The 23,107-nt window shown below is 51.4% G+C and carries 17 protein-coding genes; 3 read left to right on the forward strand and 14 right to left on the reverse strand.

Annotated features, from left to right (window positions below):
* Positions 1-83: 83 nt before the first annotated feature.
* Entirely contained in the window at positions 84-1,202 is a 1,119-nt protein-coding gene (locus ABD028_RS07205; RefSeq protein ID WP_343843505.1) for a PQQ-dependent sugar dehydrogenase, read from the forward strand.
* 88 nt (positions 1,203-1,290) lie between these two features.
* Here ABD028_RS07205 and ABD028_RS07210 read toward each other — a convergent pair whose 3' ends face one another.
* Complete coding sequence (locus ABD028_RS07210) at positions 1,291-3,504, reverse strand: DUF6359 domain-containing protein (RefSeq protein WP_343843508.1); 2,214 nt, start codon at positions 3,502-3,504, stop codon at positions 1,291-1,293.
* Between the two features lie 257 nt (positions 3,505-3,761).
* Here ABD028_RS07210 and ABD028_RS07215 point away from each other — a divergent pair, with 257 nt between their 5' ends.
* Positions 3,762-5,804, forward strand: coding sequence for a bifunctional 2',3'-cyclic-nucleotide 2'-phosphodiesterase/3'-nucleotidase (locus tag ABD028_RS07215; protein WP_343843511.1), 2,043 nt, complete (start codon positions 3,762-3,764; stop codon positions 5,802-5,804).
* A gap of 36 nt (positions 5,805-5,840) precedes the next feature.
* Here the strand turns inward: ABD028_RS07215 and ABD028_RS07220 are convergent, their stop codons facing one another.
* Positions 5,841-6,116 carry a DUF2059 domain-containing protein gene (locus ABD028_RS07220; protein WP_343843514.1) on the reverse strand — a complete coding sequence of 92 codons (276 nt, stop codon included), beginning with the start codon at positions 6,114-6,116 and terminating at the stop codon, positions 5,841-5,843.
* Positions 6,117-6,232: 116 nt separating this feature from the next.
* On the opposite strand from ABD028_RS07220, the gene ABD028_RS07225 reads away from it, so the two are divergent.
* Positions 6,233-6,862: a DUF2799 domain-containing protein gene (locus ABD028_RS07225; protein WP_343843517.1), complete on the forward strand. Its 630-nt coding sequence runs from the start codon at positions 6,233-6,235 to the stop codon at positions 6,860-6,862.
* Between the two features lie 15 nt (positions 6,863-6,877).
* On the opposite strand, the gene ABD028_RS07230 is transcribed toward ABD028_RS07225, so the two are convergent.
* The 12 genes from ABD028_RS07230 to ABD028_RS07285 all read right to left on the reverse strand — a co-directional run bounded on the left by ABD028_RS07230 (position 6,878) and on the right by ABD028_RS07285 (position 23,103).
* Entirely contained in the window at positions 6,878-8,215 is a 1,338-nt protein-coding gene (locus tag ABD028_RS07230) for a sensor histidine kinase (protein WP_343843520.1), read from the reverse strand.
* Positions 8,216-8,324: 109 nt separating this feature from the next.
* Positions 8,325-9,119 (reverse strand): substrate-binding periplasmic protein, encoded by a 795-nt coding sequence (locus ABD028_RS07235; protein ID WP_343843523.1) that lies wholly within the window; start codon positions 9,117-9,119, stop codon positions 8,325-8,327.
* Between the two features lie 163 nt (positions 9,120-9,282).
* On the reverse strand, positions 9,283-10,602 hold the full coding sequence (locus tag ABD028_RS07240) for an amidohydrolase (RefSeq protein WP_343843525.1): 1,320 nt from the start codon (positions 10,600-10,602) through the stop codon (positions 9,283-9,285).
* A 110-nt stretch (positions 10,603-10,712) separates the two neighbouring features.
* The gene (locus ABD028_RS07245; RefSeq protein WP_343843528.1) at positions 10,713-11,579 is read right to left on the reverse strand and encodes a hypothetical protein; all 867 of its coding nucleotides are present in this window, start codon (positions 11,577-11,579) and stop codon (positions 10,713-10,715) included.
* A gap of 35 nt (positions 11,580-11,614) precedes the next feature.
* Positions 11,615-12,946: an ATP-binding protein gene (locus tag ABD028_RS07250; RefSeq protein WP_343843531.1), complete on the reverse strand. Its 1,332-nt coding sequence runs from the start codon at positions 12,944-12,946 to the stop codon at positions 11,615-11,617.
* Positions 12,940-13,629, reverse strand: coding sequence for a response regulator transcription factor (locus ABD028_RS07255; protein WP_102796150.1), 690 nt, complete (start codon positions 13,627-13,629; stop codon positions 12,940-12,942). The genes ABD028_RS07250 and ABD028_RS07255 overlap by 7 nt, the downstream gene beginning before the upstream one ends.
* A gap of 122 nt (positions 13,630-13,751) precedes the next feature.
* The gene (locus ABD028_RS07260; RefSeq protein WP_343843536.1) at positions 13,752-16,874 is read right to left on the reverse strand and encodes an efflux RND transporter permease subunit; all 3,123 of its coding nucleotides are present in this window, start codon (positions 16,872-16,874) and stop codon (positions 13,752-13,754) included.
* Positions 16,871-18,073: an efflux RND transporter periplasmic adaptor subunit gene (locus tag ABD028_RS07265; protein ID WP_343843540.1), complete on the reverse strand. Its 1,203-nt coding sequence runs from the start codon at positions 18,071-18,073 to the stop codon at positions 16,871-16,873. The genes ABD028_RS07260 and ABD028_RS07265 overlap by 4 nt, the downstream gene beginning before the upstream one ends.
* The gene (locus ABD028_RS07270; protein WP_343843542.1) at positions 18,070-19,539 is read right to left on the reverse strand and encodes a TolC family protein; all 1,470 of its coding nucleotides are present in this window, start codon (positions 19,537-19,539) and stop codon (positions 18,070-18,072) included. The genes ABD028_RS07265 and ABD028_RS07270 overlap by 4 nt, the downstream gene beginning before the upstream one ends.
* Before the next feature lie 67 nt (positions 19,540-19,606).
* Positions 19,607-20,536 (reverse strand): sterol desaturase family protein, encoded by a 930-nt coding sequence (locus ABD028_RS07275; protein WP_343843544.1) that lies wholly within the window; start codon positions 20,534-20,536, stop codon positions 19,607-19,609.
* Between the two features lie 92 nt (positions 20,537-20,628).
* The gene (locus ABD028_RS07280) at positions 20,629-22,290 is read right to left on the reverse strand and encodes a cyclic peptide export ABC transporter (RefSeq protein ID WP_343843547.1); all 1,662 of its coding nucleotides are present in this window, start codon (positions 22,288-22,290) and stop codon (positions 20,629-20,631) included.
* Between the two features lie 33 nt (positions 22,291-22,323).
* Positions 22,324-23,103: an amidohydrolase gene (locus tag ABD028_RS07285; RefSeq protein WP_343843550.1), complete on the reverse strand. Its 780-nt coding sequence runs from the start codon at positions 23,101-23,103 to the stop codon at positions 22,324-22,326.
* Positions 23,104-23,107 lie beyond the last annotated feature (4 nt).

The raw sequence follows: 23,107 nt of genomic DNA on the forward strand, positions 1-23,107 counted from the left end.
TTCACTTTTAACCTGCGGGCTGTGTACCAGGTTAAAAATCTGGCTAGTATCTGATGACGCGATAATCGCCTTTAAGGAATCTCATGAAAAAAAGCCTTTTGGCGGCCTGTGTGGCTGCCCTGTTGCTTAGCCAGGTCGGTATGGCGGCGACACAAATCAATAGTGAAAAGCACGCTATCAAGGTGGAAAAAGTCACTGATGGTCTGGCCCACCCCTGGGGCATGACATTCCTGCCAGATGGCAGGCTGCTGGTTACCGAACGCAGTGGTAATTTGCGCTACGTTGGACTGGATGGCAAGGTCAGCCAACCCATTCAGGGGGTGCCTAAGGTACGCGCTTACGGTCAGGGTGGTTTGCTGGATGTACAGATAGATCCTGAGTTTCGTCATAATCAAACCATTTACCTAAGTTTCAGCGAGCCGTCTGAGAATGGTAAGGACAGCAGTACGGCTGTTGCCAGCGCGACCCTGGGAGAGGATAAACTGACCAATGTTAAGGTTATTTTCAGCGCCAATCCCAAAATTGACAGTGCATACCATTTTGGTAGCCGTTTGATATTCGACCGCCAGGGCAATTTGTTTGTCACTTTGGGGGACCGCGGCTCCAGACGCGATGATGCGCAAACACTCGACACGCATTTAGGTAAGGTGGTGCGAATTCAGACCGACGGAAGCGTACCGGCGGATAACCCTTATATAGATAAGGGTTATGCGATGCCAGAGGTTTGGTCTTTTGGCCACCGCAACCTTCAGGGAGCGGCCCTTAACCCAGTTACCGGTGAGCTTTGGACCCATGAACATGGCCCGCAGGGCGGTGATGAAATCAACATTGCCAGGGCGGGGAAAAATTACGGCTGGCCGGTGATCACCTATGGTGAGGAATATGGCGGCGGTAAAATTGGCTCCACCGTTAAAGACGGGCTGGAGCAGCCGCTGTATTATTGGGTCCCCTCCATCGCACCTAGCGGCATGACCTTTTATACCGGTAACTCATTCAGCCACTGGCAAGGAAATCTGTTAGTAGGCTCATTAAAATTTAGTCAGCTAGTCCGTTTGGAACTGGAAGGCGAAAAAGTCAGCCATGAAGAAAGACTGGACATAGGCCAGCGCGTGCGGGATGTGGAACAAGGGCCGGATGGGGCAATTTATTTGCTCACCGACCAGCCCAATGGTGAACTGTTGCGCCTCAGTCCGGCGAAATAATCCGCTGAAAGCATAAGCGCTCTTCTACCGGTTTATAGCAGGATAAAGATAAAAACGGCAGGCCAAGCCTGCCGTTTTTGTGCCGATATTAGTTACCAATCTGCTCAATCAGGGTCACATACTCAATACTGGGGCCCGACATATAAGTATCACGTCTGCCGGTGATACGCAGCGTCTTACCCAAGATTGCCGGATTCAGATTGGGGCTGAACTGACTGCGCTGGCTGGACTCCAGCTTCACATTTATAGTGATGCTTTGGTTGCTGCTGTCGGCCAGCAGCAAAGCATAAATGCCGTTCAATTCAGCTTTGACCACACCGGCTACCACCACATCGGTACCATTGGGCTGCGCCAGAGCCTGACTGACAGTTAAGGCACCGCCGGTATCTCCGCCGCCGGTATCTCCGCCACCGTTATTGCCGCCGCTGTCGCCAACGATTTGGATGTCGGTGACATACTCAATGCTGGGACCCGACATATAAGTGTCACGCTTTCCGGTGATACGCAAGGTCTTGCCAATAATGGCCGGATTTAACTGTGGGCTGAAATCATTACGTTGGCTGGCTTCCAATTTGACGTTAATGGTCTGGCTGGGGCTGGCACTGTCACCCAGTAGCAGCGCATAGATACCATTTAATTCAGACACCACCACACCTTCCACTGTCACTTCAGTGCCTTGCGGCTGCGCCAGCGCCTGGCTGACAGACAGTGCAGCGGAGGCAATTTGAATGTCGGTCACATTACGAATGCCAGGCTGACTCATATAGGCACCACGCGTACCTGTTACCAGCAGCGTCTGCCCTAGAATAGCCGGGTTCAGTTGCGGGTTAAAATCATCGCGCTGCGCCGCTTCCAGCTTGACATAAATACCAGTGGCGCTGTTGTTGCTGTCCACTAGTTCCAGGCCATAGATACCGTTAATCTCCTGGCTGACCACACCGCGCACAGTTAATGCTGTGCCATCTGTAGCGGCAAGGGCCTGGGAAACAGACAATATGGTACCAGGATCCGGGTTACCATTAGAATCACAGCCGCCAACCGGACAAGGTGCAGCGTAAGCGCCGTTATCAAAGGTTGCTTCGTCCCAGGGGTTATAACCACTGCCGGGTTGGCTCCAGGGCTGGCCGTTATTGGGATCGGTTTTCTCCGTATCGGCCAACGGTATGGCGGTCAATACCCCAGCTGGGTGCGCGGCACTGCCAAAACCAATGTAGTTTTCCTGATTGGCCAGCCAGTTAACAATATTCACCGCCAGCACTGAGGCATGACCAGGATCAGTCCAACCGGGATAGGTTTTCTTGGTGGCACCGCTGTCCTGACGGCGATACTTGGGCGTCGCATCTTCAATGGGCGATGAATCACCGATAAAAGCCGCTTTACCCATACTGGGTTTGGAGATGGCAACATAGGGTCCTTCCGCTTCCCCGCCGAAATACAGGCCTGCATCTTTAGCATGGGTCCATTTCACCGGATTGTCCTGGGCAGAGAAATACACCAGGCCCTTGGCACGCGTATGGTCAGTAATGGCCAGGGTGGCACCGGCTGCCATCAGGATCGGAGCAACCCCCTGGGTCAGCCCTTCCACTTGCGAAGGAGCCACAATACCACTGACGCCGCTTTTGTAATCCACCGCATTAAAGCGGAAACGCAAACCAAAGTTTTCTGCCAACCAACCTGCGCTGGCCGATTTAGGGTTACGTAAATCGCCATAGTGATTGTGCAAATTGTATTTGCTCAGGTCAGAACGGTTGTAACCGTTATACACCTCGGTGGCATCCCAGGTATTGAGATTACGGTCTGCATCGTAATGATCGGCAATAAAGAAAATGCCCTTACCCGCGTCCACGAATTGCTTTAGTGCTGCGTACTCTTCGACGCTGAATGGACGGTTGGTTTCAGCCAATACCAATACATCGGCATCGCTGATAGCGTCATAGGTGATTACGGCTTCATTCAAGCCGACCTTACTGGCGTCATTGTAATCATCCACAAACTGAATGCGGCCGTCGCCGTTTAAATCCACGCCCCGGTATTCTTTTACCAAGTAGCCTTGCGCAACCAGCGCGTCGGCGAAATCTGAAAAGGCACCATCAATAACCCAGTCAGCATTTCCTTCCGTGGCCCCATGAGACACATCAAATAACACCGTTTTACCGTTGGCATTGCCAGGAAGTGGCGTTTTAACAGGTGCAGATTGGTTCCACTCATACTCGCCAGCAAAAGCGGCGGAGCTGATCATCACCCCGAGTAACATGAGCAGTCGCAACAGCGACACTCTCAATTGGAATCTAGCGTAAAGCATAGCTTGAACACTCCTTTTCATAGGGTCGGCTGACCCGGTTGGACAGACAGATAAGTTGCATACCACCGGACCAGATTAGGTGCCTAAGATTGCGGAGTGATTAAGAATTCATCACAAAATTGTGCCAGTTTTACGACACCTCAACTCTTAATAAAAACTTCATACGAAGTTAATTTTGCTTAGCTATTACGCCCCTACAATCGTGCAACGATATCGCAACTCAACTTGAGGAAGACATGAAAGGTATAGGAAGAAAAATGAGAGTGGGCATGGTCGCGGCGATGGTCACCAGCGTACTGGCGGGCTGTTCAGACAATGATTACGATACACCGCAGCCCACCCCGCCTCCAGTGGTAAAACCGGCTCCGGCACAGGTGACATTAAGGGTCATGGAAACCACCGATATTCATATGTATCTGGCCAACTACGATTACTTTGCCCAGAGCGCCTCTGAAACCATAGGTTTTGCCAATACTGCCACCTTGATTAAACAAGCCCGGGCTGAAGTCGACAACAGCGTGCTGGTGGACAACGGCGATCTTATCCAAAACAGCCCTTTGGGCGATTATGAAGCCCTGGTGCGCCGTGACGACATTCTGGCCGGCAGCACTCACGTGGTTTACAAAGCCCTGAACCTGCTTGACTATGATGTGGGTAACCTGGGTAACCATGAATTTAATTTCGGCCTGGATTTTCTTAATGCCACGATTCAGGGCGCAGACTTCCCTTACATCAATGCCAACGTTTATAAGGCGGACGGGGATAACGATGCCAGCAATGATGAGAATCGCTTTACCCCTTATCATATTCAGGAAAAGCAGGTAGTGGATGCCAATGGTAATACGCAGACCATCAAAATCGGTTACCTGGGGCTGACACCGCCACAAATCATGCAATGGGATAAAGCTAACCTGGACGGCAAAGTTGTCGCCCATGATATCGTCGAAACGGCCAAAAAGTTTGTGCCTAAGATGAAAGAAGAAGGTGCGGATATCATTATTGCTATTCCTCACTCGGGTCTTTCCGGCGCACCACACAAAGATATGGCAGAAAACACCTCTTTGTACCTGGCCAGCGTGCCCGGTATCGATGCCATACTGTTTGGCCATGATCACCGACTTTTCCCTGGCGATGCCGCCTATAGCAACTTACCAGGCGTCGATAATGAGGCTGGCACCATTAATGGTGTGCCAGCTGTGATGCCAGGCTTCTTCGGTAATCATCTGGGTATTATTGATTTGGTATTAAAACCCACCTCAGATGGTGGTTGGGAAGTAGCACAGTCCAAGGTAGAAGCACGTCCAATCAGCTCCGGCAGTGCAGCCAAAGGAGACTTTGTTGACCTGGCCGAGGCAGATGATGAAGTGTTAAGTGCCATTGAGGTGGAACACCAAGCCACTATTGATTGGATTAGCCAACCCTTTGCGAAAATTTCTGCCCCTATATACAGCTTCTTTGCCCTGGTGCAGGACGATCCATCCATTCAGGTCGTGGCCGATGCGCAAATCGACTGGGGTAAACGCTTTATTCAAGGCACCTCTTTGGATGGCTTACCGGTACTGTCAGCGGCGGCACCGTTTCGGGCCGGACGAAATGGTATTGAGGACTACACCAATGTGGCGGCAGGCGAGATTGCTCTGCTCGATACCGTCAGCCTGTATGTTTTCCCTAACACCATTCGCTTGGTTAAGTTAAAAGGGGCAGACGTCAAAGAATGGCTGGAACGCTCGGCAGGCCAGTTTAACCAAATTGATCCTACCAGCGGCGCACAGCAGAATCTGTTGAACACAGCCTTCCCAACCTACAACTATGATGTTATTGACGGTGTCACCTACGAGATCGATGTCACCCAACCGAATCGCTATGACCTGGATGGTAAACTGGCCGATGCCAACGCTCATCGTATCGTCAACCTGCGTTATAACGGTGAACCCGTGGATATGCAGGGTGATTTTCTGGTGGTGTCCAATAACTACCGCGCATCAGGTGGCGGCAACTTCCCTAAAGTTAACCCCACAGATAGTGAAGTATTTGAAGGTCCGGATGAGAACCGTGGCGTGCTGCGCAATTACCTGATTGGCCAATCCCAGCAAAACCCCAACGGCTTCGACCCATCGGCCGATGGTAACTGGAAGTTTAAAGCCATTGAAGGCGGTGAAACCCTGAATGTGGTGTTCCGCACTTCCCCTACCGAGGCCGTAAAGGCCCTGGCAGGAGATCTACCGGCCGTGACTCCCACCAGCCCAGTGCAAACCGATGAAAATGGCTTTGCCTTATATCAACTGGATCTGAGTAAGTAAGCCAAGATTAAAAAACGCCTCAAATGAGGCGTTTTTTTATTGTCCGGCTTTAACCTGGCTCATGGTTGCCTGCTGCAATTGCTGAATTTGCGGCATGATATCCATCATCTGGCGCTGCATGGCCTGCATACTGGCTTGCATGACCTGAGGCATTTTAGCAATCACGGCTTTACCAACATCGGACTGGTAAAAAGTAATCATGCCGTCGATTTCCACCTGATTAAAACTTTGCTGGTAAATCTCCAGCATCATCGGCTGCATCTCCTGCCAACTCATTTTCTGGTTAATCAGTTCAGCGGTTTTCTTCAGCAAGCGTAAAACAGCATAGTTGGCGGGGACTCATCCAGGATTAAGATTCCATTCAGTGTCAGTCGCTACTCTGGCATTATACATCGCTCTGTTTGATAAGAAATATAAAGGACACCATAGTGCACACATCTTCCCCCACCAAACTATTAGCGCCTTTGCTTGCCATCTCGTTGCTATCTGGCTGCGCCAGTATCAGCAAAGAAGAATGTATGGTGGCCGATTGGTATGCCATGGGCCTGACAGATGGCAGTCGCGGCAAAGCCTTGTCTGAATTTCGCGACTATCAGGCCGATTGCGCCAAGCATCAGCTTTCCAGTGATTTTGGCCAGTATCAGGAAGGCCATAAAAAAGGAGTGGTGCAGTATTGTGTGTATCCGAACGGCGTGACATTAGGACGTAGCGGCAATAGTTTTAATCCGTTGTGTGAAGATGCCGGTTTCGCCGATTTCCATCAAGGCTATTTTTTAGGTCAGCAGCTCAACCAGGCAGAAGAGCGGCTGGCAAACCTAAAACGCGACCAACAACAGGTTGAGGACAAGCAGCAGTCATTAGAAAAAGAGTTGGCTGACAACAAAGACAGGATTGTGGATGACACCAGCAGCAAGGCCGAACGTGAAGAATTGCTGCGCGACAATGACCGCCTGCGCCGTGAACTGCGGCGCTTAGCCGCCGAGCTGCGCAGCCTGCAATATCAGGCACAGGCAACGCAGGATGAAATTGACAGCAGGCTGGCGGAGCTGCAGCTATAGCCTCTTTATCAATCTCTAAGAAGCGTTTGCAATAGTTGCCAAGTCCAACGGCAATCGAATTTCCATGGCGAAACCTGTGTCTGTGTCTTTCAACCGGACTTGGCCCGCTAATTTCTGGGTAACCAGATTAAACAGAATAGACATCCCCAATCCGGTGCTACCCGCCTTTCTGTCTGTTGTAAAGAACGGCTCAAACAGATGTTGCCGTTCTCGGTTTGATAATCCCCTGCCGTTATCACAATAATCCAGCAGTAACATTCCCTGTTCTTCGCGCAGTTGAATGATGATTTTGGCGCTGCCATGCTTGTGCGAAAAGGCATGGGTCATGCTGTTATTGATTAGGTGCGTCAATATTTGTGCATGGGCGGCGGGAAAAGTGAGTACAGGCCGCTCAACCTGACCGTTGAATTCAACATCAATGTTTTTTTGCTGAATCCTGGGCCAAAGCAAGTGCAGAATATTGCGGTAATACTGAACCAGATCCACCTCTTCCATTTTGAGTTCTTGCTTGCTGGCAGCGGTTTGCTTAAAGCTGGCCACCAAATCTCTGGCACGGGTCAGATTATTCCCCAGCAGTCCCAGCGCTTCAGTGCAGCGCTGTTCAACCTGATCCACATCGGAACGCTTTAATTTTCCACTTCGTAACGCAGGCCAAAAAGATTTGAGACTATCGTTAACCACGCTGGCGGACGTAATAGACACGCCAAGTGGCGTATTAACCTCGTGTGCCAACCCGGCCACCAGACTGCCCAGTGCAGCCATTTTTTCCGATTCAATCAGGCGCTCCTGGGTTTGCTGCAAATTATTGATCGCTTCTTGTAAGGCATTGGTTCGCTCATCCACCCGTCGCTCCAGTGTGGCATTCAAACCTTGCAACTTTTGCTGAAATTCAAGCCGTTCCATTTCACCGGAAATACGTCCGGAAAACAGCTCAAACAGGGTTTGAGTGGTATCTGGCGCTGCAATAGGATGCTTATACAGTGCCACGACAATACCCATCACCTGACCATCGGATGCATGAATTGCGGTACCCAGATAACCCGTAATCTGCATATCAACCAACAGTTGATCCTCAGGAAAAGCACTGCAAACTTTGGTTGGGTAACAGCAGGTCGTGGTATCCAGCACGCCAGCACAAGGGGTGCCTTTTAAGGAATAGGTAATGTTGTCTACTATTTGGTTGTCGGCCACTAACGCCAGGGTCTGCGCTTCATTACGATACTTATCCAACTTGGCGATAAAGGTATAATCCGCTTGAATAGCCCCGCTTAACGCCAGACAGATCTGTTCGAAAAATGCTTGCCCGTAGGTATTGGAGACCCCACGAATAATGTCCTTGATAATTCTTTCCACAGCATCACTCTCAGTGATTTCCGACACACCTGCAAAAATGCGCCTGTTAGCCTTTTAAGTCAACTTGTCATGGAATTTCGAGGTTTAATGATGAGTGCGTGAGACAAGCTTAGTCATCTTTGCGGGTTTTCAGCATTTGTTGCAAAGGTACAGGTCGGTAACGGTTTTCCAACCCAGCTAGCACACCTTCCTCACGCAAATCTTGAATGGCTTGATTAATCGCGAGCAAATCCTCAGCTTCAACCGCGTTTTTTCTTAGCATCAAATGTGCCGGAGTCACCATTAATCTGTCTTTCATCAACTGCACCAGATGATGTCTTTCACGACCAAGATGGTGGAAGAAAATATCCGCATCTACCAACACCAGCTCACCACGTGAAGGCGTGGCAAACAGCAATTCCGTTGCCTTAGCGGCGTCTGGATAAGATGTATACAAGCCAGATTCACGCCAGCGTTTGCGTAGTTGTTCGAAATATTCGCCATACCAGCCGCTGGCCGGCCCAATCAGACGCAGTTTCTGCGCCAAGGCCGAATCCAGTGTCAAAAATGGCTCAAGACCAGATTCTTTCAGACTGAATACGCCTACCACCTCCTGGCGGTAGGGGGTGCTGAAATAAGCATACTGTTGACGTTCGGGGGTGTTGGATGCACGAATCATCACATCAAAGTGGCCATCTTGCAGGCTGCGGATGATTCTTGCCCCGGTCATAGGTTGTAAATGCCAGCTCACCTTGCATCCGGCTCTGGTCAGGATTTGATACGCCATATCTGCATCCATTCCTTCCACCTGAGCCTGGCTGTTTAAATAAGCGGACGGCGCGTGCAAATCCAGATGCACCCGCAAGCTCTTATCGCATGCAGGGGCTGAAACCTGGGTCTGGCCGCCGACTGCGACCTTAGGCATCAGCCACAGGAAAACGATGACAAAAAGAATAACAAGATGGGACAAATCCGTAACCCAAATGCTCAGGACATTGGCATTATGCCTGAGTTTTTATCCGTATGCGGACAATTATACCAGTCTGTCGGGCCAATCCACATGAATTGGCCTTTACCTGGTCTGGCATTTATTTAGCCAAAAGATGCAACGTCGCCACCGTTAGCGCTTCGGTCGCAGTGGCCACCACCTTGTCGGCTTGCGGAGCCCAGAAAGGGCTATGCAATGAAGGAAGTTTCTCGCCCGTCTGTTGAGCCTTATCCCAGCGTTCTTTTGGCACGCCCCCCACCCAGAAAATCATACTCTTGATACTGTTGTCTGCCCGATAGTAACGTCCAAAGTCCTCCCCTGCCATGCTAGGTTTGCCTTCCTTTACCCGCTCTCTGCCAAAATGCTGACTCAATAAGGCCGCCGTACTCCGGGTAAATTCAGGATCATTCCAGGTGGAAGGCGTATATTCCTGCTTCCAGGTTACCTCTGGCATCAAGGCTTCTGGCAAACCTGCTGCGATGGCCTCACCTTTGGCGATACGAGCAATACCGTCCAGCAACTGCTGACGGGTTTGATCTGAATAACTGCGCACCGTCAACAGCAAAGTGGCTTTATCGGAAATGATGTTATGTTTACTGCCAGCCTGAAAACTGCCGACCGTCACAACCGCTGGGTCCTGGGGATCCAGTTCACGACTCACCAGCGTTTGCAACGCACCGACGATTCGGCTGCCCAGCACGATAGGATCTTTAGTACTTTGCGGGTAGGCGCCATGGCCGCCAACGCCATGAACCACAATATTCACACTGTCCACATTGGCCAGGGTATAACCTGGTGTATAACCAATTTCACCTGCCGGTGCGGCAGAAGAATTGTGAAATGCCAGGGCATAGTCAGGTTTGGCAAAGCGTGTAAATAAGCCGTCATTCAGCATATCCCTGGCTCCCCGGCCACGCTCTTCAGCCGGTTGCAGAATCATCATCAGGGTGCCTGACCATTCACTCCTGCGTTTGACTAACTGGCGGGCAGTCCCCAGCCAACCTGCCATATGTGTGTCATGACCACAGGCATGCATCACACCCGTTTCCATCCCCTCCTCCGTCGTCGCTGTTACTTTGGAGGCAAATGTCAGGCCGGTTTGTTCGATAACAGGTAAGGCATCCATATCGGCCCGAATCATTACCACCGGACCGGGGCCGTTGTTCATCATTGCCACCACCCCGGTCCCGCCAACGTCTTCGGTCACTTCAAAACCCAGTTTACGCGCTTCGCCAGCAAGCATGGCAGCGGTTTTAACTTCACGGCCACTGAGTTCCGGATACTGATGCAGATGACGATACAGCGTCATTAACGAGGGAAGATCGTTATCAATGGATTCGGCCAGCGTGGCGGCCACTAAAGGCTTATTCAGCAAGGCACCACATAAGGCCAGAGTGAAAAGCAGGGGGCGATGTCTCATCAGGACTCCTTGATTACCAACAGTTGCATATCTGGCAGCATATCAGTCAGACTACAGTAAAGGGATTCCATTTATTCCATCGCCCATAACCCCCTAAGCCATCATACAGATCAAAGCGCCGGGGCGGACGTCCCCCACTCTTTCAGCTTAATCAGGTATGGCGTATCGTCCTCTTCGCCTTTAAGTTGGACAATGGCCGGTCCCTGGGGCGTTTCACCCAGCCAAATCTCCAGATCTTCCCCCTGCTTGTTCTGATAACGGTAGTAGCGGGTAGAGAGTTGCTGCCCTTGCACCTCCATATTTTGCTCATTACTTTGCTGTAACTGCATATGCCGCAAGTAAATTTCTTCACTATCCAGCAGCCTCAGCTCATCAGGTAATTGTTGTTTCACTGTTAGCCAGTAGCAAGGCAGGTACAGCAAGCTGCTGTCGATATCCCCTTCACTAATACGCATTCCGCTGCTGCTGGGCCTGGCGGGTTCGGAAAATAAACTGAGTATCGTCAACGCATCGCCCAATCCTGGCACCATACCGGTCAGCACACCACTGGTGGCATCAATCAGTGCCTGTTCTTCCGCTTCAGACGCCGTTGCGACTCGCGATGCACTTAACCAATACTCGTCTGTTTCCCTGCTCACGCGTTTCCATATCGTCTTACCATCTTCAATGGTGCGGGTATCGGCTTTAACAAGTGAAGCCTGATGTTCCTCGGCCGTGACCGAGCGAACATCATAATCTCCCCCCCATGAGGGCACCTGTAAATAGGTTCGACTGACCAGCAGCAATGCCTGATCCTGCTGTTGCCGCTCAATAGACATACTCCCCACTAGATCACCGTCAACCTGAACCTCATAACTGGCCTGCATGGCCGGGCACTGGGCCATTCCCTGCGTGGAAAACAACGCTAACACCAGCACCATCACACCGCGCATCTTGCATTGAGTGCCGCTAAGGGTGAATTGCCTGTTATCAATCATAGACCTGTCTCCTTGTCTGTGGCCTGTTCGGCCAGCTATTGCGCCAGGGTTGCCATTCGGGCGGCCCCCTGAACGGGTTGAAGAGGAAAATACAACTGGATACTGGCGCCACCAAATTCATTACTGCCGATTTCCAGACGCCCGCCATGCAAGGCCATAACCTTATTTACTATGGCCAATCCCAGCCCCACTCCGCCAGTATCCCGGCTGCGGCTGTTTTCAATCCGATAGAAAGGTTGCAAAACCGCCTGTCGTTCAGATTCAGGAATGCCAGGACCGTCGTCATCCACAGTGATACAGGTACAATCTGCCAAGGCTGTGGCTGTTATCCTGGCATAACCTTTGGCATATTTATGGGCATTGGTGAGCAAATTACTCAGGATCTTAAGCAAGCTTTTTTCTTCTGCCAGCACCACCAAACCAGCGTCACATGCCATTTCAATCACAAATTTGTCACTGTAACGACTGGCCTGCTCCTGCGCCTGTTCAATAACAGGCAACAGATGTAAAGGCTCTGGGTAAACTTTGGCTGAGTAAAAACTGAATTTTGAATACGCCAGCATTTCCACCACCAGTTGCTCAAGCTGCTCGATGTCCAGTTTCATGCTACGCACATGTGCCTTCAATGCCTCAGGATCATCAATGCGATCTGCCAGCTCCAATGCAAAGTTCAGCCGCATCACAGGCGTATTCAATTCATGGGATGCCGCACTGATCATCACTTCCTGTTCCTGGATTAACTGGCTTATCTGATTGGCCACAAAGTTAATGGCGCGGGCCAATTCATCCAGGGGGGCCGGAGCATCTTCGTCGGCCTTGGCGTCAAACCGCCCATCGGCAATCGCCAGACTGGCACTGACCATGTTGTTAATATGCTTGATAATAGGCCAGGCCAGCATTAACACCGCCAGGGCAAAACTGATCAGAACAAAACCTAAGGTGACACCAATCAGCACATTGTAAAAGGAGTTGAAATCCACATTGGGGATATAACGTATCACGCCCCGGCCACAGGGATTAGGGTAATAAACCCGCACGGCATCCTTGATAAAACCGCTTTCTACCGATACCACCACTCCATCGCTGACCAGCGCCAGTTGCTTGGCCGCAGGCAGGCTATCCATATCGGTCAACGCAATGGTATAGGCATATTCGCCGGCCAACTGCTCAATCTCAACCGGCCACTGCTGTTCAGGTACATGACACATACGAGTGGATAACAGTCCCGTCAGCGCCTTGGTCAGGCGCAGATGTTCCTGACCAATGGCATCCTCATATTGATTCTCGAAAAAGAAACCAATCAATACCAGGCAAATCAACAATGTCGAGCTTACCCCTACGAAAAAACGCAGGAAAAAAATTACCATTTGTTACGCGGAAACAAGTAACCCCGTCCCCGAACCGTACGAATATATTGGTGTGGCGGATCCTGATCACCCAGCTTTTTACGCAATGTGCTAACCCGCTGATCGACAGAGCGGTCGGTGCCGTTATATTCAAAACCGCGTAATGAATTGAACAACTGGTCACGTTTTACAATATTGCCCGCCGACTTTACCAGTTCTACCAGCAGATCAAACTCGGCATCAGTGGCGTCAATTTCCAAATCCCCTTTGTAAATAACCCTGTCAACGACATTGATGCGCAGGTCCTGGGCAAAAATTACATTTTCATTGCTGGCTTGCTCTTTGCGCCGGCGCAATAAAGCATAAATTCTGGCCATCAGCACATGGGGACGAAGCGGCTTGGCAATATAATCATCCACACCACAGTTAAAGGCGGTCACTTCGGTAAAATCATCATCTTTGGCGGTTAGCATCAACACCGGAGAGCTGTACCTTGGCCTCAGACACTTGCAGATCTCAATGCCGTCCATTTCTGGCAACATATAATCCAGAATAACCAAATCCGGACTGAGACGCTGAATTTCCTCACAGGCCCCCAATCCAGTATGCAGTGGGAAAATTTCAAATCCTTCGCTTTGCAAAAACTGACATATCAGCGACGACAAGCGTTTGTCGTCTTCAACTAAGACAATGGTCCCTTTCATCTCTGTTTTCCATTGGTGACAATCCGATGCAGCCTCTTGCCTTAAAATAACCAAGACAAGCTGACATCACAGTAAGATATGACCAAATGAGAATCAATCTTTTCTGCGCGCTACGCATACCTTTAACCTCTCTCAAACGCCTCAGGCAATGGCAGGGGCTCCTTAACCTTAGTGCTCACAGGAGAAGCCCGGTAAAAGCTGGCCAGTACCGGCACTAAAATCAGGGTCACCAGGGTGGCAAAAAGTTCACCAAAGGCCAGGGACACGGCCGCAGGAATAAGATACTGAGCCTGCTCTGAGCTTTCCAGCAGAATGGGGGCCAAACCTATGACGGTGGTGGCCGTGGTCAGAAATACCGCCCTGACCCTGCCGGTTGCAGAACTCACCAGTGGATTCGCTTTGCCCTCGGCACAATAGCGGTTATAGCTGGTCACCAGTAGCAGACTGTCGTTAACCACCACACCGGTCAGAGCCAGCATGCCGAAAAAAGACAACACACTAAAAGGCAGGCCCATCAGCATATGCCCAATGGCCGCTCCCACAAAACCAAAGGGCACCACTGACAAGATGATCAACGGCTGCCAATAGGATTTAAGCGGAATGGCCAGTAGCACATAGATGAGCAAACAGGCCAGAATCAAGGCGCGCCAGAGTTTGTCTGCCATTTCCTCTTCGCGCTTAAGTTCTCCGGCTGGCATGACTTTGATTGACGGATGCGCTGACAACCAGTCAGCCAGTTGCCCTTGCATTAACTGTCCATACACTTCAGGAGAAGCGCTGTGCCGCTTGTCGATATTGGCGGTTACGGTAGCTGCATCCTGAAAATCCCGTCGCCACATCCAACGCGGCACATAGCCGGCATCCAGTTCAGCGACACTGAGCAAAGGCACCCATTGTCCGCCAGGTAACTGAATTTGCTGGTGCAGCAGGTCAGACAGACTGTCTCTGTCCTCTTGCGGATAACGCAGATAGACCTTCACCTCGTCCATTCCGCGCTGGAAACGCTGCAGTTCCAGGCCTCCATAGGCATCACCCAGTTGTGCCGCCAATAAAGCGACGTCCACCCCCAGATTCATGCCGGCCTGGGTTGGTCGCAAGCGTAATTCTGCATTACCGGACTGTAAATCGCTGGCCACATCCGAAACATGTGGCACCTGGTGCAGCCCGTCAACTACTTGTTGCACTGCCGCCTTGACACCTTCAGGATCCGGGCTAAACACCTCAAGCTCAAAACCACCAGTGGTTTCTTCGGCCACCGTAAACACCACTTTCTGCGCTCCTTCCAGTTGCCCGGCAAGATCCCGCCAACTATCCAGCATGCTCAGGGTATCCATTGGGCGTTCACTTGTGGGAGACAGCTCTGCATAGATTTCGGCACTGGAGGGTCCAACAACGGCCAGCATCAGTTTGGCAAAAGGCGGCGTTGTCAGGCCAAACTCATTGGTCCACTGCTGATTCAGTTTTTCAGCCTGATGCAATATTTGCCGGGCATTTTGTAACGTGACTTGCTGATTGAGGCGACTGTCGGTTTCCAGTTTCACGCTGATGATGTTGCCGGGAATATCGGGAAAGAACGTGGTACGAATAGCCCCAATTGACAGCAAACTAAACGCAAACAGCAACACCAATGTGAACAGGATCAGTGTGGTGGCACGATAACGAAGGCAATGTTGCAATAAGGGTTGATACCAGTGTTCAGTCACATAGGACAACCCCCACTCAGCCTTTAACTGCAGAAACTTCAGCCCCCGGGCAAACATGTTTTCCCGTTCGTTGCTGGCAAAATTGGCGGAAGCCAGGTGACTGGGCAAAATGAGCTTACTTTCCAGTAGTGAAAACACCAGGGCAATCATTACCACCACCGCAAAGCTGCCGAAGACTTTGCCAAAAGGGTCCTCTAGCACCGTCATGGGAAAAAACGCTGCCAGGGTAGTAAATGCGCCAAATACCGTGGCGGTCGCCACTTTTTCCACTCCGGCAACCGTGGCTTGGTGCGGATCGCCACCTGACTGTCGACCGTGATGCACGCTCTCACCAATCACCACCGCATCATCCACCAGGATCCCCAGCACGATAATCATACCAAAGGTAGTAATGTCATTCAGCGAGTAACCAAAATACAGATCCATTATGGCAATGGTACCGGCCAGACTGACAGGAATGCCCACCGCTACCCAAAAGGCGACTTTAATATTCAGAAACAGACTCAGGATCAAAAACACCAGAATCAGTCCCTGCAGCGCATTGCTTTGCAGCAAACTCAGGCGCTGCGTAGCAAATTCACTTTGATTGGCCCAGATATCCGCTTTGATGCGCTGAGACAGAATGTCTTCTGATTCTGCCACCACCTGCTGAACAGCCTTATTAATGTCCAACAGATTGTCCTGCTGCCCCATCATGATTTCAAAACCAATGGCGGGATGGCCGTTAAAGGTGACCAGCAGATCGTCATCTTCGGGTTGGTCACGAATCTCGGCCACATCGGCCAAACGCACCACATGGCCCTCGGCACTGGTAAACAACGGCAACTGCATAAACTCACGCACATCACGAGCCAGATGGTCAGCACGAATTTGAATGCGCCCACCGACGGTTTTCAACTGCCCGGTGCGGTATTCAAGACTAGCCTGGCTCAGCATCTGGGCCACCTGTTCGAACCGCAAACCATGGGCCTGTAACTTGTGATGGCTGATCTCTAGAGAAATCTCATGGGGGCGTTCCCCCCATTGATTTATCTGCGATATTTCCGGGCGCAGTAACAAGCGCTGCTTAATGATCCTGGCGGCTTTTTGCAGTTCCTCCTGTGCCACGTCACCATAAACCTGCACAATCATGGCCGGATAGCTGAATTCAGCGCGCCTGACCTGGGGGCGTTCAGCCGCCAGCGGCAAGGTCGTAATATTGTCGATGCGCAGTTTCACATCTTCTAACAACCGCCCCAGGTCGTAGCCGTCCTGCTGACGTATATAAACCGTGGCCAGACTGTCACCGGACAAACTGGAGATCTGTTTGGCACCTGGCAGACCTTCCAGGGCCTGTTCAAGACTTTGAGTGATGGATTGATGGACCTGTTGAGTACTGGCACCGATTTGCACCACACTCACTTCCACGGTATCGGGCGGAATACGCGGAAAACCTTCTATGCGCATGGTCCAGGCGCTGAGTAATCCAAATGCCAGTATTACCAGCATCAGCATATTGGCGGCCACCGGATTGGCCACAAACCAGCGTACCAGTCCTTTCATTGTATGGCCCCGGACAGGGCTGCGACCTGCGCCGCATTGCCGTTCAAACTATCCTGCTCGGTTGGGTTGACCTTAAGACCGACGGTAAATTGAGACTGGGGAAACAGCGCAATTCGGAAAGTCCCAGGCGATTGACTTGGCGGCCTTACCACCAGGCTATCGTCCATCACGGCCAGGATTTCCGGTGTCATTTTCTCCAAGCGGTTATCCTGTCCCAACAACCAGATATGCGCATCTCTGGTGTAGGCCGATTCGGGGATCTGCAGCACATCCTGCACTTGTTGCCCAGGCAAACTGACTTCCAGTAATCGCCCGGGTAACAAGCCGCCATCTGCACCTTGATTGGCCATGCTCAGATATAAATTACGTAACTGGGTGTCGTTGTCATAGAAGTAACCGGCATTACGGATCCCTGCCTGCCAGACCTGCCCGCTGATGGGATCGCGCAGCCGTGCCTGTCGATGTTGCCAGTCGTCAGCCAACAACTGCCATTGTTTGTCATTCAAGGCCACGACCAACTCAAATTCATCCACGGACATGATCTCAACCAATGCCTGGCCACTGCCAACCATTTCGCCGGGGTTAACATGCCGCTTTAACACCACCGCACGGTAAGGCGATTCGATACGGGTATAGGACAACAGCGTTTCAGCGCGCTTTAAATTAGTACGGGCTGCCTGCTCAGTCATTTTCGCCGCTTCAAGTTGCGGCTGTCTGAGAACCAGTGGCGAATCAGGTTGGCCTTGATTGCTTCGTTGCCAGTCTCTGGACGCCTGCCTGGCCATACGTTGCTCGGTTAAGAACGCGACCTGGGCCTGAGCATGCTCCATTTTGGCCTGGTCAAGCTGTGCCTGGTATTCGCTGTCATCAAGCTGCAGCAGTGCCTCACCGGCTTCAACAACAACGCCTTCCTGCAAACGTTCGCTAAAACCGACAATATGGCCATCAACCTGACTGCTGATAAGACTTTGATAGCGTGGTTTTAGCCTGGCCAGCACTTTGACATCCAGCGTCAACTGCCGCGGTTTAACCTGAGTGACACTGACTACCGGCAACACAGCTCCTGTCGGCCTGGCCTGCTGCCTGACCTGCAGTTGGTGTTTTTCCACCTCATCCAGCACCACCAACATGACACACAGCACCAGCGTCACAATACCTATGGGCCAGGCCCGTTGTTTCAACCAGCCAGTTAATTTCATAAGGCCGTGTTCTCCTTTGCTTTTGCCACGGAGTCTGGTTCACCCAGACCCATTGCCAATCCCAGCAACACTCGGTTGTGCATATGCTGAGCCTGGTTTTCCAGCAGGGCTTCTCTGGCTGCCAGTGATTGTTCCTGAATAGTCAGCAGATCCAATAAGTTAACCAGACCACTTTGATAACGCGCGCGATAATCCTGATACAGTTCATCTGCCAGTTTGACGGCCTGTTGCAATTGTTGGCCCTGGGTGGCCAGAGAATGCTCCCTGAGCAGGGCATTTTCCACTTCCAGCATGGCATCCAGTACCACCTGCAGGTAGCGCTGTTTCTCAGCCTGTTCCTGAATGCTTGTGGCTCTCGCCAACGACAGCGGACCAGCATCCGCCAAATCAGCCAGCAGCAGGGACTGGCTGATACCGCCCACCAGTGCCCATACCGTTTCCGCGCCACCAAGCCCGCCCAGGCGGTCCGCCTTTCTGGCCGTATTGGCACTGAGACTGATGGTCGGTAGCAGCGCTCTGTACTGCGCCGTTTTTTCGTATTCCTTGCCCATCAGGCGCTGAAATGCAGCCTGCACATCGGGACGACGGACAAGCACCATGGCCGGTACAGATAACACCGGGGAACGAATATCCGGCAAGGTGGCAGAGAAGTTCAACGGACCGGGCGTTTTTCCAAGCAGCACCGCCAGTTGCATTTCGCTGGCCTGGAATTGCTCTTCTAATGCGGTAACACGAACCTGTGTTTCTTGTACTTGCAGGGCTGCCAGTGACCAGTCCTGCAAATTGCTGAGACCACTTTTATATTGCTCTTCGGCAATCTGCTGCAACTCGGTATAGATAGCCAACCGCTGGCGCTGTAGTTCCAGCAATGCCGACAATTGCCACATATCCAGGTAGGTACGGGTTACCAGAGCAATCAGCGACTGTCTGGCAGCCTGATAATCGGCCCGCATGGCGTCCAGCTCAGCCCGCTGTGCCAGACTTTGCTGATGCAAGCGTCCCCATAGGTCAAGCTCCCATTCCAGCACCAGACCAAGGGCATATCCTTTGGTATATAAAGGTTCCTCTTCATACAGGGCCTTTTCCCGGTCAGCTTGTCCCTGCAATTGAATATCCGGCAAGCGTTGTCCATCCACCTGTTTACTGGCCAGTGCAAAGGCCAGCACATCCAGTCGGTTTCCTTCCAGGGCAAAATTGTTATTCAGTGCCTGATCAATTAAGTCCTGCAGTTGAGCTGATTGAATCTGGCTGAAGATGGTTGTTTCCACTTGTCTGGCAACAGGCGTAACATCCCGCGCATGTTGCCAGCTATCCGCTAACCAACCAGCGGGCAAGTGGTTTTGCTCATCATGTGCAGGATGCGATACGCAGGCGTTTATCCCGCACAGCAATATGGCCATGACAAGGCATCTGGCGGCCGCTGTTAACGGGGCCTTTGCTTGGCTGACAAACAATGCTAACTCCATAATAGTATTGCGTGGTGTTCAATACACTTGACCACGGGCTGAGCAGTTAAAAAGCAGATTAAAACAGTTAGATGCTTGAATCTGTAAGTTTGCTGTCAGCGATTGTCAGCACTTCAGGTCGGCGCCCTGGTGGGGCAAACAGCACGGCCAGTTTGTTTTTCCAGCCTCTGGCAGAGCAACAATCCTGTGCCATACGCCAGTACTCCACCAGATTTATCCACACAGGATTGTTACTGTGAATATTGTCTGTCAGGCCGTAAATTACCGGCTGGTCTTCGGTCTGGAAGGTACCAAACATGCGATCCCAGATAATCAGAATGCCACCGAAATTCTTGTCCAGATGATGCCTGGCAGTGCCGTGATGTACCCGGTGCGCCGATGGTGTATTAAATAAGTATTCCAACCATCCCAGGCGACCTATGCGCTTGGTATGGATCCAGTTCTGATATTGGCTGACCAGCACAAATGCGATCAGGGTCTGAAACAGATCAAAGCCCATTAACACCATGGGGATCAGGAAGATCCACTCCTGAAAATCCTGTACCCAGCTTAATCTGCCAGGCACCGACAGGTTATAGTCCTGTGAGGAATGATGAACACTATGAAAGGCCCAGAGGATCCTCACCTTGTGTTCCACCCTGTGCATCCAGTAGTACAGAAAATCTGCTATCAGTACGGCCAGTACCCAGCTCCACAGCGTTCTGGGAATTTCATACCATTGCAGCAAAGTAAAGGGGGCCAGAAAAATGACCGCGGCCACCCCCAGGATAGTACTGTTAATCAACGTCTGGCCTGCCAGGATCGCCAGATTACCGGCGGTATCCCACCAGCGACGCGGCTTTGACTGCCCGGCATCCAGCAGCATCTCTGCCAGCATAATAGCTATGTTGAAAAGGAAGAAAGCACTGACAAAGGCCATCACAGGCTCACTGATAAAGTCCTGTTCCACATTCGCCAGCACCCTGTGCAATACGTCGTCAAAATGTTCACCTTGCATACACCCACTCCTGATATTGAAAAGTTGCCAACGGCAAAATTGTTGATTTCAGGTGTGGGTAATACAAGCCAGCGTCGGTACGCCTTTGTCTGTCAGGCTGTATGCTGACTCAGGCTTTGGTCAGCGTTGATAACGGATTTTGTCAGCATCGGTTGCAAACGCCCTTCGTCCAGTTTGTAGACCTTGTCTGCCGAATCAAAGTAACGTTCATCGTGAGACACCACCACCACTGTTTTACCCTGAGCTTTAAGACTGGGCAAAATTTCCTTGTAGAATATCCGCTTGAAAGTGGGGTCCTGATCCGCTGCCCATTCATCCAGCAACACTATCGGTCTTGACTCAAAATACATCAGCAACAGCGCCAGGCGCTTGCGTTGTCCCTGGCTGAGTTCCAGTTTATCCAGCACCGCATTTTTACAACTGACCACTTTGTCCAGTTTCAGCTGCGTCAGCATGGCGGCAACCTCAGCGTCCTCACAGGGCTGTCCGTTGGCATCCAATACATCTTCGAACAGGCAAAAATCCGGCATAATTAACGAAAAATGATCACGGAAAGCCGCCATATTTTGCGCGCAGACCGGTTGTCCTGCAATCTGCAATTGCCCGGATTGCGGCGGATACAAACCACAAATAACCTTCAACAGGGTAGACTTACCGGTGCCATTACCGCCGATAATCAACGTGACCTCACCAGGTTGCAGTTGCAATGACAAAGGGCCCAGTTGAAAGGCTTTAACCTGACCATCGTCTTCCCGCTCATACCGATACACAACATCGTGCAACGACAAGGTTTTACCCTGGCTGTGGGTTAATAAAGGTAAATCTGTCTGACCCTGAGGTATGGCTTCGGCCAATTTCAGCTTGTCGATCTTGTCGAACGCGACCTTAGCCTGCACCAGTTCATCGAGATGCGAGATGATCACCTCTATGGGTTCAAGCAGAAACAATAAGGTAATCACAAAGCCAACAATGATTTCGCCACTGACCGGCACCAGATGGCTGGCCAGAAAAATAATTGTTCCCAGAATGGCAAATATCGCCAGTTGCCCCCAGCTTTCCATCCACGCCAGTAAGGACAAAACCCGCTGAGTCCGGCCACGAATATCTGCCAGAATGCCGGTCAACCGCCCGGTGAAATAACGTTGTCGATGACGATTTAAGGTCAGTTCCTTTGCACCTTTAACCAGGCTCTGATAGTGCCCCATCACGGTGTCCAACTGCTCACGAATGCTGACCCTGTCTTTGTGCGTTCCTAGTACCAGCAAGGTAATCACCACACCGGTCAATAACAGACAAGCCGCCACTAACCCAAGCACCGGCAGAGACAAGTAAGCCATAAAGGCCACACCACAGAGCACAATGGCAATGTTGACACACAGCTCCGGCAACACATGAAAGTAACGCACGGCTACCGTCAGGTCCTGTGTCATAGTGGCAATCACTTTGGGTAAACCAACCCGCTCCACCTGCTCAAGAGACGTCGCGCTCACCCTGGCAATCATACGTTGCTGTATGTCGTAACTGACCCGGGCAGACAACCGCGCACGCAGCAGTTCGTTACCCAGTCCCAGTAAGAACAGCAGTCCAATGGCACAAAAAAACACCACGGGACCGTATTGCATATTGTCCAGGCCATTGCCCAGCGCGTCACTGATTATCGCGATCACGCTCATGCTGGCCATCCCCAGCAATAGGCTCATCGGCACGGTAAAAATCAGATACCATTTGTACTTAAAATACAAAGACGTCAGCATGGCAACATGTCCTTTGCGGTCAGCGCGGTCTGTCTACAACAACACCACATTGTCGGCCTCCCTGAGAAAGGCGAAGGTTTCCCGGGTACGTAATACAGTTTCACGGCGCAGTTGCCAGACCAGCACTCTGTCCTGCAAAGCTGCCTTGCATTCCACCAGCCCGAGCGGGTCGATGACCTGCGAATCGCCCTGGTAGGCCACCTGGTTGCCATCCGTTCCTACCCGGTTAACAGCAGCAACGTAGCACTGGTTCTCGATGGCCCGAGCCTTGAGCAAGGCGTTCCAATGCGCAGCTCGAACCTGCGGCCAGCTGGCGACAAACACCGCGACATCATAGGGATTATCCTTGTCATTTCGACACCAGACCGGGAAACGCAGATCAAAGCAAACAAACGCCGCTAATCGCCAACCGCGAAACTCCACCACCAGTTTTTTATCGCCAGGCTGATAATGCTGGTGTTCACCGGCAAAACTGAACAAGTGCTTCTTGTCATAAAATTGCAGGCTGCCATCAGGGTGCGCCCATAGCATGCGATTGTAGTACCCACCTGCGTCCTCAATCACCAGACTGCCCACCAACATGGCATTCTTATCTCTGGCGGTCTGTAACATCCAGGTGACCGCTTCACCGTCCATGGCCTGGGCAACTGCACCTGGATCCATGGTAAAACCAGACGCAAACATTTCTGGCAGAATAATCAAATCAACCTCTTGCAACCCGGCCAAGCGCTTTGTAAAGGCCTGCAGATTGCCGCGGCTGTCATGCCATAACGGGTCCGCCTGGCACAGCGCCAGTGTCAAATCCTTTGTCATTTTC

It is taken from the genome of Bowmanella denitrificans (genome assembly GCF_039522935.1).
Lineage (GTDB): Bacteria > Pseudomonadota > Gammaproteobacteria > Enterobacterales > Alteromonadaceae > Bowmanella > Bowmanella denitrificans.

Coding starts and splice junctions, on each gene's coding strand:
- ABD028_RS07240 (WP_343843525.1), bottom strand. CDS start 10,602: ATGAGACATCGCCCCCTGCTTTTCACTCTGGCCTTATGTGGTGCCTTG.
- ABD028_RS07205 (WP_343843505.1), top strand. CDS start 84: ATGAAAAAAAGCCTTTTGGCGGCCTGTGTGGCTGCCCTGTTGCTTAGC.
- ABD028_RS07255 (WP_102796150.1), bottom strand. CDS start 13,629: ATGAAAGGGACCATTGTCTTAGTTGAAGACGACAAACGCTTGTCGTCG.
- ABD028_RS07260 (WP_343843536.1), bottom strand. CDS start 16,874: ATGAAAGGACTGGTACGCTGGTTTGTGGCCAATCCGGTGGCCGCCAAT.
- ABD028_RS07280 (WP_343843547.1), bottom strand. CDS start 22,290: ATGCTGACGTCTTTGTATTTTAAGTACAAATGGTATCTGATTTTTACC.
- ABD028_RS07215 (WP_343843511.1), top strand. CDS start 3,762: ATGAGAGTGGGCATGGTCGCGGCGATGGTCACCAGCGTACTGGCGGGC.
- ABD028_RS07275 (WP_343843544.1), bottom strand. CDS start 20,536: ATGCAAGGTGAACATTTTGACGACGTATTGCACAGGGTGCTGGCGAAT.
- ABD028_RS07235 (WP_343843523.1), bottom strand. CDS start 9,119: ATGCCTAAGGTCGCAGTCGGCGGCCAGACCCAGGTTTCAGCCCCTGCA.
- ABD028_RS07285 (WP_343843550.1), bottom strand. CDS start 23,103: ATGACAAAGGATTTGACACTGGCGCTGTGCCAGGCGGACCCGTTATGG.
- ABD028_RS07265 (WP_343843540.1), bottom strand. CDS start 18,073: ATGAAATTAACTGGCTGGTTGAAACAACGGGCCTGGCCCATAGGTATT.
- ABD028_RS07270 (WP_343843542.1), bottom strand. CDS start 19,539: ATGGAGTTAGCATTGTTTGTCAGCCAAGCAAAGGCCCCGTTAACAGCG.
- ABD028_RS07250 (WP_343843531.1), bottom strand. CDS start 12,946: ATGGTAATTTTTTTCCTGCGTTTTTTCGTAGGGGTAAGCTCGACATTG.
- ABD028_RS07245 (WP_343843528.1), bottom strand. CDS start 11,579: ATGATTGATAACAGGCAATTCACCCTTAGCGGCACTCAATGCAAGATG.
- ABD028_RS07210 (WP_343843508.1), bottom strand. CDS start 3,504: ATGCTTTACGCTAGATTCCAATTGAGAGTGTCGCTGTTGCGACTGCTC.